Source organism: Maridesulfovibrio bastinii DSM 16055, assembly GCF_000429985.1.
In the GTDB taxonomy this organism is placed as follows: Bacteria; Desulfobacterota; Desulfovibrionia; order Desulfovibrionales; family Desulfovibrionaceae; genus Maridesulfovibrio; species Maridesulfovibrio bastinii.
This window is the reverse complement of record NZ_AUCX01000009.1, coordinates 168,631-186,495: the sequence shown is the minus strand read 5'-3', so window position 1 is coordinate 186,495 and position 17,865 is coordinate 168,631. Positions and strand designations below refer to the sequence as shown.

Below are 17,865 nucleotides of genomic sequence, written 5' to 3'. Positions count from 1 at the left end.
TCAGGATCGACTCACGGTTTCATACTGTAAAAAATATCACCGCTGCCGGATCGTTCCATCAAATTTCCGCCCTGCTTCAGCCTGATAAGGACTTCCCGCACTTCTTCATTTGAAATGCCAAGAGCCTGCTCAAGCTGCGCCGCTGTTTGCGGCCTGCGCGTTAAAGAAGCCTGAATCCGGTCATAGGCATCGGCATCCCCACCATTATTTTGTGATGATACCGTGCCGCTTCTCTTCTCTGCTTTCTCTCCGGAACCGCAATCCCTTTCCTTTTTGGGCGCGGCATCGAGTTCCTTCTTCCAAAGCTCCATGACTTCCTTTTTTACTGGTCTGGAGTTTTCAAGAGTTCCGGGGCGCGTGAGAGTGACCACATCTACGCGGTCAGGTCTGAGTCTTTTACGAAAATCAGCCATAAGTTCAAGGTTTTGCAATGAATCATTATAGCCCTCAGCCAGAAGCACTTCCAGAAAGATTTTGCCTTTGAATTCCTTTCGGAATTCGATCAGAGCCTCCGCCACTTCAACGGGATCTGTTCCCGCACATGGCCTGTTTACAGCTCTGAATTCCGACGGAACCAGAGAATCCATTGACGGAAGGATTACATCCACTTCCGCAAGTTCCCTGCGAACGCCGGGGTCCGTCATCGTGGTAGCATTAGTTAAAACCGCTACCGGTATCGACGGGAAAAGTTTTTTCACACCCCTTATAACTTCCGACATTTCGGAATTAAGGGTAGGTTCACCAAGTCCGCCCAGAGTCACCACATCCGGCAACTCGTGTTTTTCATTCTTCCAGTTTTCCAATTCATCCAGAATTTCAGCAGCGCGTACATAAGGTCTGCGCTCGGAAGTTAGATTACTGGTTTTGCCCACCTCACAATAAACACAATCCATCGAACAGACTCTGTCTCCAAGGAGATCAAGCCCGAGTGAAAGTCCCAGCCTGCCGGACATTACCGGACCGAATACATACTTATAACTCATAATTGTCCCGTCAAGAAGCAAAAAATTAATTTTTTCTAAAAAGAATAATAACCTGCCGCAGAACGATGTTCAATTCAGCGAGCATAAAGAATCTATCCATAATAAAGCTGTAAATTCAGGCGGGCTACCGGAACACTATCAATACTGCTCGTTTTTTATCAGGAATGAAAGCCTGTTAAACTCATTACAGAAAAATATTCAACAAAAAAATAGACAATATCAGTGTATAATGCAGAGTTTTTTCGTATAACAGAATTATCGGAGAATAATTTACAGACTGTCTCCAAAAGAAACACAGCAAGACGGCTTTCCTTGACTTCCTGCTCTTCAAGCCGTACTTCGTCCAAATATTTTAATAGGAGGATGTCCATGCTCGACTCCGGAGAACTGGTACAGCTCATCAGTCCCAAGGGCAAGCGTTATTTACGCATTGTCAAAGAAGGCAACGACCTTCACACCAACGACGGTATGATAACTATGGAAGCAATTGCCGCCGCTGGGTACGGTAAAATAGTAAAAACCCACCTCGGTCGCCAATATAAAATTCTTAAACCCACTGTGTACGATCTTATCAAAGGCGTCAAACGCCAGACCCAGATCATGTACCCTAAAGAAATCGGTTATCTTCTGCTTAAACTCGGAGTAGGTCCGGGAGCAAGAGTTATTGAATCCGGTTCAGGATCAGGCGGACTCACCGTTGCACTGGCATATTATGTCGGTGACACTGGTAAAGTCTACACACATGAAAGACGCCCTGAATTTTACAAGCTGGTGACCCGCAACCTGAAATGGGCCGGTCTTGAAGACCGTGTTGAACAGTTCAATCTCGATATTGAAGACGGATTTCAGGCTACAGGCGCGGATGCTCTTTTCCTTGATGTCCGTACTCCGTGGGACTATCTGCACCACATTTCGGCAGCGGTTATTCCCGGTGCAATGTGCGGATTCCTCCTGCCCACAACCAATCAGGTCAGCGATCTTATCCGCGGACTGGAAAACGGTCCTTTTGAAGATATAGAAGTAGTGGAGATTCTTGTCCGCCGCTATAAGCCTGTTGCAGACCGGCTTCGCCCTGAAGACCGTATGGTTGCTCACACAGGATTTCTGGTTTTTGCCCGCTGCATAGAACCCTATGTTGAGGAAGAAACAGAAAACGAATCCCCTGCGGAAACAACTGAAGAGACCACAGACTCAGCTGACGTTTTGCCGGAAAGTGAAACTGTTGCCGAAACTAAAGAAATCCAAACAGAAGATGCTCAGGCTGAAGATGTTAAAATAGAAGAGCAGGATTCGACAGACAACCAGTAAAAATAATTTATAAAGCTATCAGCAGGCGGACGGGTAAACTGTTCGCCTGCTTTTTTATGTTATATTCAAATCTGTTACGTTTTCAACAGCCAGACTACAATTATCCACAACAGATTAACGGCATAAGAAAAGCCGGCCTGAAATTCAGACCGGCTCACATTTTTATTAACCTGAAAGACTACTGCTGCTGAGTTATTCTGGACCCTGCGGGAATATCCTCAGTCACCCAGACATTACCGCCTACAGTTGCCCCCTTCCCGATAGTTACTCTGCCGAGAATAGTTGCCCCTGAGTATACGGTAACGTCATCTTCAACAATAGGATGACGGGGAATACCTTTTATAAGCTTACCTGAATCGTCCTCTGGAAAACTTTTAGCCCCGAGAGTTACACCCTGATACAAACGGACATTACGCCCGATTATTGAAGTTTCACCAATAACGGTTCCGGTTCCGTGGTCGATAAAGAAATGTTCACCGATTGTCGCACCGGGATGAATATCAATACCTGTTTTGGAGTGGGCCATTTCACCGATAATACGGGGGATAAGCTCAACACCGAGTTTATAAAGTTCATGGGCGATACGGTGATGAGTGAGAGCGGTTATGCTCGGATAACAGAAAATGGTCTCACCGGGACTTTTAGCGGCAGGATCGCCCACAAAAGCTGCCCGGACATCGGTTGCAAGAAGCCTGCGGATTTCCGGCAGTGTAGCAATGAAACTGGTTGCCAGATCACGGGCTTCAATTTCGCATCTGTCACATTCTCTATCACTTGCGTCACAGAAAAAACAACGTCCGCGCATTATCTGCTCAACAAGAAGCCTGTAAACAATATCAAGGCTGGTGCCGATATGATAATTCATGGTTTCCGGCTTTATTTCAGAATTGCCGAAATACCCCGGAAAAAGGACCGACCGCAAACGCTCCACAACTTCACTCAACGCTTCAAGCGAAGGCATGGGCCATTCATGTCCGGGCATGTGAAAGACAGCCTGATATGAAGACTCTTCACACAGAGCGTTCACTACATCGGACAGGGTTTCATTGGTATATCTTTTAATCATAATTGATCCTGTATATTCTAATCAGTTTTCCGCTCACTAACATTCTCTGAGATATGCGGACAATAATGTGAAGCCTGTTGCCGCAGCGGCGGATTCCCTTAAATCCGTCTCTCATGAAAGTATCCTGATAAAGCAGCCCTCAAACCGACTTTATCAGACAAGTCAGAAAGCCAAGTGTTCAATCCCGGCTATGGGTTCCTTACTACCCTTTAAAAAGAGCTGTGCTCAAATACCTTTCACCGGTATCAGGAACGATGAAAACAATCACTTTATCTTTATTTTCAGGGCGTTTTCCTATCTCCACAGCAGCATGGGCCGCGGCTCCGGCGGAAATACCACAGAGGATGCCCTCCTCACGCGCAAGTCTGCGAGACATTTTCAGAGCGTCTTCATCGTCAACCTGAAAGACTTCATCCAGAATTTCTGTGTTAAGAACTTTTGGAACAAATCCGGCGCCAATACCCTGAAGGCCGTGCGGTCCGGATTTACCACCTGATAAAACAGGCGATTTTGAAGGTTCAACAGCGACAACACTGACCTCAGGCTTAAGTTTTTTAAGCTCTTCACCAACTCCGGTAATAGTGCCTCCGGTTCCGACTCCGCAGACAAAGATATCAACTTTTCCGTCAGTATCTTCCCATATTTCTTTTACAGTAGTTTTACGATGGGCTTCAGGATTGGCAGGATTATCAAACTGTAGCGGGAGAAAAGATTTTTCATTCTCAGCAGCCATTTTTTTAGCTTTTTCAACAGCCCCGGTCATACCTTCTGACGCTGGTGTAAGAACAATTTCAGCTCCGAAAGCTTTCAGCAGATCACGCCTTTCCTGACTCATGCTTTCAGGCATGGTCAATACAAGGCGATACCCTCTGGTGGCACATACAAAAGCAAGTCCCACTCCGGTATTACCGCTGGTTGGCTCTATGATCAGAGTATCACTGTCTATGAGCCCTTTCTTCTCGGCTTCCTCGATCATGGAAACACCGATACGGTCTTTTACCGAAGAACACGGATTGAAAAATTCTATTTTTGCAACAATATCTGCTGCGCAATCCTTGCTTACACTGTTCAAACGGACGAGAGGAGTCTTTCCGACAAGCTCCACCATTGATTCATGTATATTCATAAGTCCGCCTCCTTGAATAATTATCGGTTGAAAAAGGAGTACGCCGTGACAGGAAATATAGCAATATCCCTTTACTTATTTCGAATTTTACCCCGGCTGATTTTACGCGAAACAAGCGAACAGGATATAAAAGTCCTGTCCGCCTGCATATATTATAACATTTTTATTTAATCATGCGAATGTTTTTCAACCCAGTCCAGACCTTCGTCACCTTCTCTGAAAGGAGACATAGCTCTAAGTCTTTCAATAATCGGCGGCAGCTCTTTAAGCACGGTATCAACTTCTTCTTCCGTATTGTACACGGAAAGCGAAAAACGCAATGAACCGTGTGAAAAAGTAAAAGGTATGCCCATGGCCCTTAGAACATGTGAAGGTTCAAGACTACCGGAAGTACATGCCGAGCCGGAGCTGGCACAGATGCCGAACTGGTTCATCATAAGCAGCATGGCTTCACCTTCAATATATTTGAAAGCGATGCTCAAGGTATTGGGCAGCCTGTTTTCGGGGTCACCATTTACAATCGCGTCAGGAATAGCATCCATCAGCCCTTTTTCAAGGCGGTCACGCATAGCGCGTACTCGGGTGTTTTCTTCCTCTATACCGGCTTTGGCCAGCTCGATGGCTTTCCCGAGGCCGACAATACCGGGCAGATTTTCAGTGCCGCCACGGCGTCCCCTTTCCTGATGTCCGCCAAGGAGAAACGGTCTGAACTGTGCTGTACGGCGGACAAAAAGGACACCTACTCCCTTGGGAGCATGAATTTTGTGTCCGGAGAATACCAGATAGTCCACCGGCAGCTCCGCAAGATTGATATCTATCTTTCCAACGGCCTGAACAGCATCAGTATGAACCGGAACTCCGTGCTCGCGAGCTATTTCCGCAATCTCTTTTATGGGGAACACAACTCCGGTTTCATTATTGGCATACATCACAGAAATAAGCGCGGTATCCGGCCGTATTGCTGCCCGAAGCTCATCAAGATCCAGACGTCCCAGATTGTCTACACCAAGGTAGGTAACATCATACCCACTGCGCTCAAGATGGTTGGCAACATTGAGTACCGCAGGATGCTCAACCTTTGTAGTTATGAAATGCTTCTTTTCAGGATGGGACTGCAAAGCAGAATGAATTGCAGTATTATCACCCTCGGTGCCGCATGAGGTAAAAATTATTTCATCAGGGCTGCAACCCAGAGCTGTGGCAACTTTCCCTCTGGCCTCGGCAAGCAGTCTGCCTGAACGTTCACCAAGATTATGCATACTTGAGGGATTACCGTATTCATCATTCAAAAGAGGAATAATGGCATCACGAACTTCCGGGGCAACCATTGTTGTCGCATTGTTGTCAAAATATATCGGGGTCATGCTACACTTCCTTTACAGTAATTGCTTCTTCTACAGTTTCCTTCAGTCTGCGCTCTACAAGATTCTTGAGAGTTATATGGCTTGAAGGACAGCCAACACAGGCTCCACGCAGAGAAACAGTTACTTCGGTACCATTTATATCGATCAGCTCAATGTCACCGCCGTCCTTCTTGAGAGCCGGACGAATTTCATTATCAATGATCTTTGTAACAAGCTGCATGCGCTGAATATTGGTCATCGGGGCCTTTTCATCGGACTTTGAAACTTCAGGAGCAGCGCAGCCTCTGACTTCAGCGATAATTTGAGCTATCTTCTCGTGACAATCACCACATGCTCCACCAGCCTTGGTATAATTGGTCACTTCTTCTACTGTTGTAAGATTGTTCTCTTCAACAGCCCTGCGAATAAGCACGTCCGTAACGCCAAAACACTTACAGACAATTTCGCCTTCAGGAGCGGGGGCCGCTTCTTCACCGCGGTAATTTCTTATAGCGTCTTCCAAAGCTTCCTGCCCCATGACGGAACAGTGCATCTTTTCCTTGGGGAGACCACCAAGCTTTTCAGCAATGTCCTTGTTAGTCACTTTTGCGGCTTCATCAAGAGTCATGCCCTTAATCATTTCTGTTAATACAGAGCTTGAAGCAATGGCACTCGCACAGCCAAAAGTCTGAAACTTGGCATCTTCAATACGTTCTCCTTCACCTATCTTCAGAAACAAACGCAGAGCGTCACCGCATGAAAGCGATCCGACTTCTCCTACGGCATCGGCATCTTCAATTTTACCGACATTCTTAGGGTTAAGAAAATGTTCTGTTACCTTTTCAGTATATTCCCACATACTTCCTCCCCGGCTGACTCAGCCTATCACGGAAGTTAAATTATTTAACAATAGCTATGCAATATTTCAAAATTACACAGAATCCTTATCCAGTAGAAATATTTATCCGTGCTGTCAGCCTTAGACATTAGCAGATATTATTCTCACTTTAACATGGCTTAAGCAATCCGTCAGTAAACCTTTAAATGCATAGCCGTGTTAAACTTAATTAAATTTCATACCTTTTTAGTATGGTTTATTTTACGCCCTGTTCCTTCGACGTGCAAGTAATATATACCTTAATGATAGGAAATCAAGGGATGGAAAGTATAATTTTTAATGAGAACTATTATTAATAAATAAAAATATAATATTTCAATATGATAGACTAATTATAAATTTAAACAACTACAAATATGAAATTCAATTGAAATTATTGCCCCGCAAAGAGAACCCATGATCCACCAAACAGAACTTCTATAGAACCCAGCAAGCCCATTACAGCTACAGCGGGCGCAGGTCGATAAAAAGGATGCAAAAAAGAGCGGAACATAATGATCCTAAAATAAGGAAAGCCCCATAATCTACTCTTTTAGATAGTACCAGAACACCCATAATGAATGAAGTGACAGCGAGGATCAGACCAAGGAGTCCGAAAAGCCAGCTTAAAGCAAGGCACCCAAGCCCTATACGGCAGAACATAAGCCTCCTGTGTTCACTCGTCCCGGACTCGTATGGATTTTCCGCAACAATAGCATAAAGAACAAAAGCCAGTGCGACCACCCAATGCAGGGCTGGGTGATCAAAAAAGTAATCGGTTGAAATATCAACCCAATTGTCAAGTAAATCGAACATGAAAAAGTCTCCAGACCAAACCATATTAACAGCGACCAGAATATCCAGTCCGCCAGAATAAGGCTTGCTAACAGCATAATTAATTATTTTTATAATATAGAGTTGCGCATACAAGGTCAAAAGAATGTCGAGTCCAATCTAAAAAAATTTATAATATCAAATAAATACTAAAACCAATTTATGTATCGTTTAGTTGGATTTTATGAGCACAACAAAAATCACCCCTCCCCTCATGGCAGAACCAAATAAGCTGTGTCTGAAGCCCGGCAAAGGAATCAAAAGCGTAAAACTGGCATTTATGCTAATTTAATTTTGGACTGAACTATGCAGACTTTTAGACTTTATATTGCAGTTACCAGAATAATCATCCCGACCGGGTTGACTATCACCAATTCCAGCCGCATTTTTTAATATGAGCTTAAAAGTAGTTTCAATAAATTCACTCTCGTCTACAAGAGACAATATTTTAAAGGCAGCCTATAAAACCCTAGCCTGTAAGGGATTTATAAATTTTTCCCCGGACGATGTTGCAGATGAGGCCGGAGTAACCAGAAAAGCCCTTTTCAGACAATTTCACGGCATGAGAAATCTGATAAAAGAGCTGGGAGACTCTGGCATTTACTGGCCTCTTACCTCTGAATTAATATCACTGGCTCCTAAAAAATGTCCAGAGATTGCACCGGAAGACCAGATCGAAGCTTTCTTCTCAAGCATGCGCAAGGCTCTCTTCATCAGGCCGGAAACCCTTAGAATTCTGGGTTGGGAAATCATGGAAAGATCAGCCCTGTCAGAAGAGCTTGAAAATATCAGAGAACGAACCGCACTGGAATTTTTTGAACATCTCAAACCAGATGTTCCGGATGACATTGATCTTGGAGCAGCCGTGGCTCTGATTGGAAGCGGTTTTAACTATCTGGCTATCAGGTCACTGAATACAAGGACTTTCGGTGGGATCGAACTTCAGACGGATGAAGGCTGGGAACGTATTGAAAGGACAATGAAGGTGATGCTGCGCGGGCTGCTTTTCCCCTAAATGCCGGACCTGATTAATAACCGGCCTCTATCTGAAAAGGCCGTGAACAACAACCACAACAATACACTACACAAGACTGCCCTTAACTGTGGCTGCCAGCTAAAACCAGAACCAGAGTTAAAACAATTCCTGATTATATTTCACCCTGTGCTCTTGCTGAGTTAATGGCGACTACTTCATGTCCTATCATTTTATATTGCTCCACAATTGCTTTCACAAGGTAAGGACGCTACCCCTTTTAATCTATTTCCCCTGCCATACGTCCTAACTATAGGCATTTTACGATATCCGGGTTTGACCAGTCTGCCAAAGAAGTTTATTCCAGTTGTGCCGTAAAAAAGAAACGCACAACCTTCCGTAGGCACTGGAACTAAACATCCTCAAAGGATTAATTCCGGCCTAGAAAAACTTACCCTCAACACAATAGACCGCCATGAAAGAAAAAACCAAAAAAGAAGCAATACTTTACGCCGCTCAGGAAACATTTGGCCGCTATGGCTATGCAGGGACAACTGTTAAAATGATTTCCGAACGTGCAGGAGTGGCTTTCGGGCTTATCTCGCATTACTTCGGTTCAAAAGAAGAGCTCTTTCTCACTGCCGGCATAGCAATGGTTGACGCACTTATGATTGAGATCAACAAAGCTATAAATGAGACTGAAAGCGGTATTGAAGCCGTTTCATCCTATATGAGAACTTATCTTGGTTTTACCCTGAAACAGCGTAATACTTTTCCGATTCTGCTAAGATGCTCCCCTTTCAGTGATGTCCAGATTCAGATGGACCGTGGCAAAATAGCTAAAAAATTTCAGGAACTCCTGAATATTATCAGGGTCTGTGTAAAAAAAGGTATCGAGGACGGAAGCATACGCCCGCTTTCCATAGACGACACTTCAACTATAATTTATTCCAATATAGTCGGAACTGTCCGCACACGTTTTCTTTCACCATACGACCTGCCTGATTTATATGAAGAGACCGCTGATTTCGTTGTCAGAAGTATTAAATCAAGGTAGAAGGCTGCTCAATCAACTTGAAACCAATCAACTAAGCAGGTTAACCTCAAAAGATGCCCCAGAAATTAAACTTATTGATATTTTTACTCTCACTCCTGATCTCATTTTTTTCGCCGGTTAAATCTTACGCCCACCCCCATGTATTTGTAGACTGTCAATTGACCTTTGTCTTTAATGACAAAGGTCTTGCAGGCATAAATGAAGACTGGATCTTTGACGAGATGTTCGGGTCCATGGTTCTTGGCGAACACGATAAAAATAACGATCTCAAAATTTCCCCGGCAGAAGAAAAAAGCATATATAACGGGGCGTTCATAAATTTAAAAAACTTCGATTATTTTACCCACCTGAATCTGGACGGAAAACACATAAGTGTAGCTACGGCTGAAAAATTTAAAGCTTTTGTAAAAGAGGGACTGCTGCATTATAACTTTTTCATACCCTGTGAAATAAAATTCAGCGCTAAAAAACACCGGTTGCTGACTGCAATATACGACAAGACCTACTACACTGCGATACTTCTCGCTGAAAACAATAAAATTAAAGGTCTTAAAGACTCAAAGAAGGTTTCCCTCGATTTTAACCAGCTTGAAGAGCTTTCCTATTACTATGGGCAGGTCGTTCCGGATGGAGCCATACTGACAATCAATCCCTGAGATTAAAACTACCATGAATAAAAAGTTAATATTAATATCAGTTGCGGCTCTTTTACTGTTGGCAGCAATCAATGCTTACGCCGTACCGGGAACCACAAACCCTTTCCTCACTCCCCCAAGTCAGGAACAGGGTAAAATATCATCTCCAGCGGCTACTCCAACTGATTCAGCTGAAGCCGTCACCCCTGCGCCATACAGCCACAGTCATTCAGGACTTTATGGCAAATTGCTGACTGAAATTTCGCTATGGCAGAAAATGCTGCGTGGAAAGATGGCGATGTTCGGCCATAAAATTCATTCAAATCCTTTTGGGAAATCATTCTTCCTTTTTCTGGCATTTTCTTTTTTTTACGGGGTAATCCACGCAATCGGACCCGGTCACGGAAAATCCGTGGTCTGTGCCTACTTCATGACCCGTGAAGGAAAGCTTTTTTCAACAGCTTTTCTTTCATGGATGATAACTCTTGTTCATGTAGGTTCAGCCACCATTGCTATCTGTGGAGCTTATCTTCTGCTGAAAACAGGGATGTCCGGGTTTGAAAGATTCAGCAGCTATATGCAGAACATAAGCTTTTCGATCATCATTCTTATAGGATTATGGTTGTTTATAAGTTCAATTAGCGGAATCATTAAAAAATTAAAGCCTGAGCAGGAAAGCCCCTCTCCACAAAAATACGCCTCAATTTCCGAAATGGCCACGGTAGCTTTTTTCACCGGCATCATCCCCTGTCCCGGAGCCGCCATAATACTGGTTTATACCATCTCCACAGGGATCATGTGGGCCGGACTTATTTCCATGGTCGTGCTGGCAACCGGAATGGCCATAACAACATTCCTTTTCGCATTTACAGCTTTCACCACCCGCAAAGCGATAAACTGTAGCAGCTCAGACTCCGGCATAAAAAGATTCATACCTTCCGCTCTTTCTCTCATAGGATCACTGGTCGTGATAGCTTTCGGTATACTGATGCTTGAGGCATAGTTTTATCCCATACTCCTCATAATATTTTCATATTAAAAACACCATAAAAACAGGACAATAGCGCTGCGTACAGAAAGCACCAGCAATCATTACCTGCTAACCGCAACACTCTGCCAAAATCATCAGGAGGCTTAAAAAACCTTTTTAACATCTTAAATGACATATTTATCCAATAATGCTAATTTGAAGTCAGGCTCAGGCAAACTTTTTTTGAAATGGACTTTCAAGCTGTTTTCAGATGCTCAAAATGATAGATTTAGCAGGATATCAGGATAAAATTCTTTTACTCTCAGGTGAAAGTTACATGGTCTACAGGGCCGTGCGCAGTCACGACCGAATGCCGGTAATAATTAAAACACCATCTACAGCTTTCCCTTCCCAGCGGATAGTCAGCCGCCTGCGTAATGAATTCGCCATAGCCTCTGAACTTTATAAAAGCGGAACTGTCGAGGTCCTGAATATTCAAAGAAGCGGCGAAAGTCTGGCTATGATCATCGCAGACAGAGGTTACACATACCTCAGCAGCATTATAGGCAATCCCGACTACTCAATAGATGACAAGCTGAAACTTACAATCAAGGCAGTCCAGTCACTGGGCAAAATACATAAAAAGGGATTTCTGCACCGGGATATAAGACCAAGAAGCTTCATGGTCAGTCACGACTTTGCAGATGTTGTGGTCTGCAACCTTCAGTTTGCTGCAAAAATTCCGGTTCCGGCATCAAATGCTCTTCCTGAACTAATCTCCACTGAATTACTGAACTATATTTCTCCCGAACAAAGCGGCAGAATTAACAAGATGATGGACTTCCGCTCTGATTATTATTCATTCGGAGCAGTACTTTATAAACTCTTTACCGGTAAAGTTCCTTTCGAGGCCGGGGACAAGCTGGAGCTTATCCACAGCCACATAGCTAAAGAACCAACTCCTCCTGACCAGATAAATCCCGAAATCCCGGCATGTCTTTCCGACATCATTCTTAAACTGCTGGCTAAAAACTCTGGAGACCGCTACCAGAGTGCATCAGGACTTTTAAGTGACCTTACGGAATGCTTACATATCGTTGAAGGGAAAAAAACTTCATCCAATTTCTTACTTGGCGGAGATGATATTTCCGATACGTTCACTCTCCCTGAACGTTTATACGGACGCAAACAGCAGAAAAAAATTCTTATAAAGGCTCTGGAACGCACAATTCTCGGCAGCAGAGAAATAGTTCTTATCAGCGGAGAACCGGGTTCAGGCAAAACAACCCTGATCAGAGATATCAGCAAATCTGTAATAGAATCCCGAGGCGAACTTGTCTCAGGAAGATTCGAACCCGGCGGGCGCAGCACTCCTTTTAATGCTCTTATTCAGTGTTTCAGAGAACTTATCCGCAAAACACTTGCCAGACCGGAACCCGTTATAGAAGCGTGGAAACGTAGGATTAACAATGTTCTTGGTGAAAGCGTGGCCATAATTTCCGAAGTGATGCCGGAGCTTGAACTTATTGTAGGCAAGCATGACGCTCCTCCTGAACTACCGCCTACGGAAACACGCAACCGTTTCAATGTAGTCTTTAAAAATTTTGTGCGCCTTTTTCCAAACCTTGATCAACCCCTGATCCTGTTTCTCGATAATTTACAGTGGGCTGATGATTCAACTCTGAGCCTGATAATAGAACTTGGTGGCGACACCACTACCCGCCACCTTTTAATAATCGGAGCCATAAGAGATACCGCCGATGGTGCGGCCAGAGTAACCAATGAAATTATTGACGGCCTGAAAGAAACAGACTGCAAAGTAACTTCCATTGCTCTGGAAAGACTTGATTTCAGGCATGTGCATGGTCTCATATCGCGGACTCTGCGTGCCCCCAGACAGCAGACTCAAGCCCTCACCTCGCTTGTTTTTGACAGAACCGGAGGAAATCCTCTGCTTGTCAAAGAATATCTTAAAGAGCTGCACCAGTCCGGAATGATTAAATTCAATTATGAAAAATCCTGCTGGAAATGGGACATAAACAGAATAAGGGAGAACTATTTCAACGGTGATATCGTTAAACTGATGGTCGGTAAAATCATGAAACTTGATCCGTCAGTAAGGGAATTAATAAAAACAGTTTCATGCTTTGATAATAAATTCAGCCTCAAACATACCGTACTTACGGCTGATATGGATAGAGAAATAATTATATCCTATCTTTCCAAAGCGATGAAAGAGGGGATAATTGTTCCTGCCTCTGAAATCAGTCTGGAATCACTCACAAACTCTACTGATCTTGATGATCTTGTGGAACTGTCATTTGCCAGCGATAGAATTCAGCACGCTGCGTACACTATGCTCGAAAGCAATAAAAGGAGTTCCCTGCACCTCAGGATAGGCAGAATCCTGCTCAGTTCTTTGAACAGCGAAAATGAAGACGAACAAATTTTTGAAATAATCTCGCAGTACTCTGCCACCGGTCAAATTCTTGAAAACCCGGAGGAAAACAAGAGAGTGGCAGAACTCTTTCTTGAAGCCGGGTGCAGAGCTAAAAGAAGCACAGCTTATGACATGGCGGCTGAACATTTTTCAGCTGCGGCATCAAGACTGCCTGAGCACTCCTGGAAGAGTGAATACGCGCTGAACTTCAAGCTTCATCTTGAATGGAGCCAGAGTGAATATATGCGCGGCAATACAAAGCAGTCCGAACGGATATTCAAAATTCTGAAGGACAATGCAAAAAACAGACTTGATATTGCCAAAATCAATACAGCCAAAATTCTTCTTTATACCGGAAACAGCAAGCACTCTTCAGCAGTGGAGCTTTCTCTTGAAACACTTGCTCTCTTCGGCGTAAAAATACGCCAGAATCCGGGCAGATTATCCATTTTCAAAGAACTGACAATAATCAAAGCAAGAACACTCAAAAAAAATATAGAAGATTTATATAATCTACCGCTAATGCAGGATAAGGACATGCTTATGGTTATGTCTCTGCTTATGAATCTTTCTGCACCAGCTTATATACTCAACAAAAGACTATTGACTATGACCGTGCTTAAAATGCTGAACCTGTCATTAGTCTATGGAAACGCACCATCTTCGCCCTTCTGCTATATGTTTTACGCGCTTATTCTGGCGGCTGAAAACCGTTTTGAACAATCTGTGGAGTTTTCAGATTTATCCCTGCGCCTGTTCAAAAGAATCGGCATGCCTGAGACAGAAAGCAAACTGATGATGCTGCGCGGCGGTATTCTGGAACACTGGAGTCTGCCGCTATCAAAAGGCATTGAAACTCTTGAAAAAGCTTTCAGCTCAGCACAGATACACGGCGATGCCAACTATGCCCGCTACGCCGGTTATTTCTCTATTTACTACCGTTTTTTCATGGGACAGCCACTCCATGATGTCAGAGCTTCAGCCAAGAGACATCTGGATTACTGCATTAAAACCAATAATGAACTCTCAGCCGGGACATTAAAGCTTGTAGAACACATGATTCTTGCCCTTAACGGGAAAACCTTTTTCCACGGAAGCCTTGAGGGCAACTCTTTCAAAGTAGATGATCTGATCAAAGCAGCCGAGGAAGCTTCCAATAACGTTGTCGTTACTTTATGCCGGTTGTCACAAATTATTATCATGACCTTTTTCGGCCGTTACAGAGAAGCACTCAACATTGCGGAGGAAATTGAATCAGAGATAGAAAGCTCCCTGTTCGGAATGTACACCAACCCCGTTTTTCACTTTCTGATGGCTCTTAATATGAGTCTCTGCCATCATGAAGAGCCTGGCTACCGCAGAAGAATTTTTAAAAAGAAAATTAAGCGGATAATCAGAAAACTTGAAACGTGGAGTAAAAACTGCCCAGAGAATTTCAAACACTTTCATCTGCTTGTCAGTGCTGAATATTGCAGGATAACCGGCAGACCGGATAAATCATTGAGCCTCTATGAGTCAGCCATTACAGCCTGCCGCAAAAACGGAGCAATGAACTTTGAAGCTCTTGCTTATGAACTGTCAGCCAGATTTCATCTTTCATTAAACGGTAAAAGATCAGGCTCCTCCCTGATGGCTGATGCCTGCCGTAAATATGACGAATGGGGGGCAACATTCAAATCCAGACAACTTTTAAAGGAAAACATCTTTCTATTTTCAGATGAAACTATTTTCAGTCTTGGCGGAGAAGAGAACAAGGACCTCAGCAGGCAGGAAAAATCTCTAGAACTAGCGGCGGTAATCAAAGCTTCGCAGGCAATTTCAGGAGAAATAGAGCTGGACCGTCTGCTCCATAAACTGATGTCGAGCGTCATTGAAAGTGCGGGAGCTCAAAAGGCATATCTGCTGATGGTTGCTGAAAAGGAGCTGGTACCTGCGGTATCCGCCAAGGTCACTTCGGAAAAACTTGATGTAAACATGAATCCCGAGAAATCAGGCAATGACTATTGTGAAAACATGGTCAGCTATGTTTACAGAACAGGTGAAAGTATTGTCCTTAAGGACGCAAGTTCTCACGGCCCGTTCACCATAGACAGTTATATTGTCCGCAACAGGCCTAAATCAGTACTCGCCATGCCGATTGTAAATCAGCAGACTACAAACGGCGTACTTTATCTGGAAAACAATCTTAATACCGGAGTTTTCACTGAAGACCGCATGGAGATACTTAATCTCCTGTGTTCACAATCCGCAATTTCCATACAAAACGCTAAACTCTATGAGGATCTTATTGATTCTGAAAACCAGAACAGAGCCTTGCTCGAAAGCATTAATGCCGGAGTCTACCGCGCAGAAACAGGAGAATTCGGCAGGCTGATAAAAGGCAACAGAGCTCTGGCAAGAATATTCGGTTATCCATCGTGGAAGGATATGCAGATGACCCCGATGCTTAATCTGCATAAAAATCCCGCGGGAAGAAAAAAAATATTAGAAGAAATACTTGAAAAAGGTTCGATACGAAACCGCGAACTCCAGATGCAGAAGCTCGATGGTACTCCTATCTGGATTAACGCCACCACCTCGGTAATGTACGATGAGAATGGGAATCCGCTATGGTATGACGGCATCATAGAAGACATTACTGAAAAGAAAAAAACCCATGAGCTTGAGAAAGCTAAAATCGCAGCAGATGCCGCAAATCAGGCTAAAAGCCGTTTCCTCGCCAATATGAGCCATGAGATAAGAACCCCCATGAATGCAATCATAGGAATGGCTGATCTGCTGTGGGATTCACGGCTGACCAAGGTTCAAAGGGAATGTGTGCAGGTTTTCAGAAAGGCAGGCCAGAACCTGCTCGCGCTTATTGACGATATTCTGGATCTTTCCAAAATAGAAGCCGGACAGATAAATCTTGAAAGCATAACTTTTGATATTGAAACTATTTTTGAAGAAGCAGGCTCAATTTTCGCTATGAGAGCTCAAAGCAATGACGTGGACTTCCATTGGAGGCTGGCTCCGGCAGTACCGAGAATGCTTGAGGGGGACCCGAACCGCTTCAGACAGATAGTGTTGAACCTTGTCGGCAATGCCATGAAATTTACTAGCAGCGGTTCAATACTTATCAACTGCGACATCACATCCAAAGGATTCATCCGGGTCGAAGTCAAGGACACCGGACCGGGGATTCCTCTGGAACAGCAGAACAATATTTTCGGAAGCTTCTCTCAGGCGGACTCTTCCACCACCCGCACTCATGGCGGCACGGGACTGGGATTATCCATCTCAGCCAAAATGGCAGAGCTCATGGGCGGAGGAATTTTTGTCACCAGCGTTGAGCGTCAGGGATCGACATTTGTATTCACTTCAAAAATGAAAGCAGCTCCGGAAAAAGAAAAAAGCCCTGATCTCAGTAAGCACACCATTGTTATTGTTGATCGTGACGGCCTTGCCAGAGAAAACTTTGCAGAGGGTATATCCCGGCTTGGAGCAAAGGTTTTCTGCGCATCAAAACCGGAGGCTGCTGCCCCGCATATAGCAGAAGCAAACCTGAACAACGGCAAAAACAATGTGCTGATTGTGGGAGACCCGGAAGGTAATGTTGATAATTTTGAAGTGTTGAAAATTCTCCGCAAAGACCTTTGCGAGGAATGGATGCTGATCATGATTATGAAAAATGTCCCTGAACCCAGATCAGTTTCAAGAGCCAGACAGCTTGGAGCAGCGGTAATAAAACGCCCGCTCGCACCAAGAATGGCCGGCTATGAAATACTCGGGGAATCACCCGAAAATGACCCGGATGCGGTTTTCGGAAGAGAAGTCATATCATTTCACCTTGATGAGCAGCATACCATTGAAAATGATGACGGCCATCAGAAAAAAATTCTGCTTGTTGAAGACTCTGAAGACAACCGCATTGTCATTGATATGTATCTTAAAAAAACAGAGTACTCCCTTGAAATGGCCAGAAACGGTAAAGAAGGACTGCAGAAATATATTAATGGAGATTTCGATCTGGTTCTTATGGATATTCAAATGCCTGTCATGGACGGCCATGAAGCAACCAGAGCCATAAGAAAATACGAAAAGGAGAACGAACTTCCCGGAGTTCCTGTTCTGGCTCTCACGGCAAATGCTTTTCAGGAAGATGCCCAGATGTCCTTTGAAAGCGGCTGCAACGCCCATGTTTCAAAACCGATAAAGAAAAAAGCCCTGCTGGCAGCCATAGAGGAGCATATTGGTAAAAAAATAATGTAAAA

Annotated in this window: 12 protein-coding genes; 6 read left to right on the top strand and 6 right to left on the bottom strand. The window is 44.0% G+C overall.

The window, feature by feature from the left end:
• Window positions 1-11: 11 nt before the first annotated feature.
• Window positions 12-983 carry a radical SAM protein gene (locus tag G496_RS0105330; RefSeq protein WP_027178373.1) on the bottom strand — a complete coding sequence of 324 codons (972 nt, stop codon included), beginning with the start codon at window positions 981-983 and terminating at the stop codon, window positions 12-14.
• A gap of 369 nt (window positions 984-1,352) precedes the next feature.
• On the opposite strand from G496_RS0105330, the gene G496_RS18905 reads away from it, so the two are divergent.
• Entirely contained in the window at window positions 1,353-2,291 is a 939-nt protein-coding gene (locus tag G496_RS18905; RefSeq protein WP_051294844.1) for a tRNA (adenine-N1)-methyltransferase, read from the top strand.
• A 178-nt stretch (window positions 2,292-2,469) separates the two neighbouring features.
• Here the strand turns inward: G496_RS18905 and epsC are convergent, their stop codons facing one another.
• From epsC to G496_RS0105290, 5 genes are all read right to left on the bottom strand, one after another.
• The gene (epsC, locus tag G496_RS0105315; protein WP_027178371.1) at window positions 2,470-3,357 is read right to left on the bottom strand and encodes a serine O-acetyltransferase EpsC; all 888 of its coding nucleotides are present in this window, start codon (window positions 3,355-3,357) and stop codon (window positions 2,470-2,472) included.
• Between the two features lie 202 nt (window positions 3,358-3,559).
• Window positions 3,560-4,483, bottom strand: coding sequence for a cysteine synthase A (gene cysK, locus G496_RS0105305; protein WP_027178370.1), 924 nt, complete (start codon window positions 4,481-4,483; stop codon window positions 3,560-3,562).
• Window positions 4,484-4,650: 167 nt separating this feature from the next.
• A complete protein-coding gene (nifS, locus tag G496_RS0105300) occupies window positions 4,651-5,847 on the bottom strand; it encodes a cysteine desulfurase NifS (protein ID WP_027178369.1) in 1,197 nt (398 codons plus the stop codon).
• A 1-nt stretch (window position 5,848) separates the two neighbouring features.
• Window positions 5,849-6,685 (bottom strand): Fe-S cluster assembly protein NifU, encoded by an 837-nt coding sequence (gene nifU, locus G496_RS0105295; protein WP_027178368.1) that lies wholly within the window; start codon window positions 6,683-6,685, stop codon window positions 5,849-5,851.
• A 483-nt stretch (window positions 6,686-7,168) separates the two neighbouring features.
• Window positions 7,169-7,519 carry a hypothetical protein gene (locus tag G496_RS0105290; RefSeq protein WP_027178367.1) on the bottom strand — a complete coding sequence of 117 codons (351 nt, stop codon included), beginning with the start codon at window positions 7,517-7,519 and terminating at the stop codon, window positions 7,169-7,171.
• A 412-nt stretch (window positions 7,520-7,931) separates the two neighbouring features.
• Between G496_RS0105290 and G496_RS0105285 the strand changes: the two genes are divergently transcribed.
• From G496_RS0105285 to G496_RS0105265, 5 genes are all read left to right on the top strand, one after another.
• Window positions 7,932-8,552: a TetR/AcrR family transcriptional regulator gene (locus G496_RS0105285; RefSeq protein ID WP_027178366.1), complete on the top strand. Its 621-nt coding sequence runs from the start codon at window positions 7,932-7,934 to the stop codon at window positions 8,550-8,552.
• Between the two features lie 433 nt (window positions 8,553-8,985).
• A complete protein-coding gene (locus tag G496_RS0105280) occupies window positions 8,986-9,567 on the top strand; it encodes a TetR/AcrR family transcriptional regulator (RefSeq protein WP_027178365.1) in 582 nt (193 codons plus the stop codon).
• Between the two features lie 53 nt (window positions 9,568-9,620).
• On the top strand, window positions 9,621-10,223 hold the full coding sequence (locus G496_RS0105275; protein ID WP_027178364.1) for a DUF1007 family protein: 603 nt from the start codon (window positions 9,621-9,623) through the stop codon (window positions 10,221-10,223).
• 13 nt (window positions 10,224-10,236) lie between these two features.
• Window positions 10,237-11,205 carry a nickel/cobalt transporter gene (locus tag G496_RS18900; RefSeq protein ID WP_051294843.1) on the top strand — a complete coding sequence of 323 codons (969 nt, stop codon included), beginning with the start codon at window positions 10,237-10,239 and terminating at the stop codon, window positions 11,203-11,205.
• A 247-nt stretch (window positions 11,206-11,452) separates the two neighbouring features.
• Complete coding sequence (locus tag G496_RS0105265; protein ID WP_027178363.1) at window positions 11,453-17,863, top strand: AAA family ATPase; 6,411 nt, start codon at window positions 11,453-11,455, stop codon at window positions 17,861-17,863.
• Window positions 17,864-17,865 lie beyond the last annotated feature (2 nt).

Coding starts and splice junctions, on each gene's coding strand:
- G496_RS0105275 (WP_027178364.1), top strand. CDS start 9,621: ATGCCCCAGAAATTAAACTTATTGATATTTTTACTCTCACTCCTGATC.
- G496_RS0105290 (WP_027178367.1), bottom strand. CDS start 7,519: ATGTTCGATTTACTTGACAATTGGGTTGATATTTCAACCGATTACTTT.
- G496_RS0105280 (WP_027178365.1), top strand. CDS start 8,986: ATGAAAGAAAAAACCAAAAAAGAAGCAATACTTTACGCCGCTCAGGAA.
- cysK (WP_027178370.1), bottom strand. CDS start 4,483: ATGAATATACATGAATCAATGGTGGAGCTTGTCGGAAAGACTCCTCTC.
- nifS (WP_027178369.1), bottom strand. CDS start 5,847: ATGACCCCGATATATTTTGACAACAATGCGACAACAATGGTTGCCCCG.
- G496_RS0105265 (WP_027178363.1), top strand. CDS start 11,453: ATGATAGATTTAGCAGGATATCAGGATAAAATTCTTTTACTCTCAGGT.
- G496_RS0105285 (WP_027178366.1), top strand. CDS start 7,932: ATGAGCTTAAAAGTAGTTTCAATAAATTCACTCTCGTCTACAAGAGAC.
- epsC (WP_027178371.1), bottom strand. CDS start 3,357: ATGATTAAAAGATATACCAATGAAACCCTGTCCGATGTAGTGAACGCT.
- nifU (WP_027178368.1), bottom strand. CDS start 6,685: ATGTGGGAATATACTGAAAAGGTAACAGAACATTTTCTTAACCCTAAG.
- G496_RS18900 (WP_051294843.1), top strand. CDS start 10,237: ATGAATAAAAAGTTAATATTAATATCAGTTGCGGCTCTTTTACTGTTG.
- G496_RS0105330 (WP_027178373.1), bottom strand. CDS start 983: ATGAGTTATAAGTATGTATTCGGTCCGGTAATGTCCGGCAGGCTGGGA.
- G496_RS18905 (WP_051294844.1), top strand. CDS start 1,353: ATGCTCGACTCCGGAGAACTGGTACAGCTCATCAGTCCCAAGGGCAAG.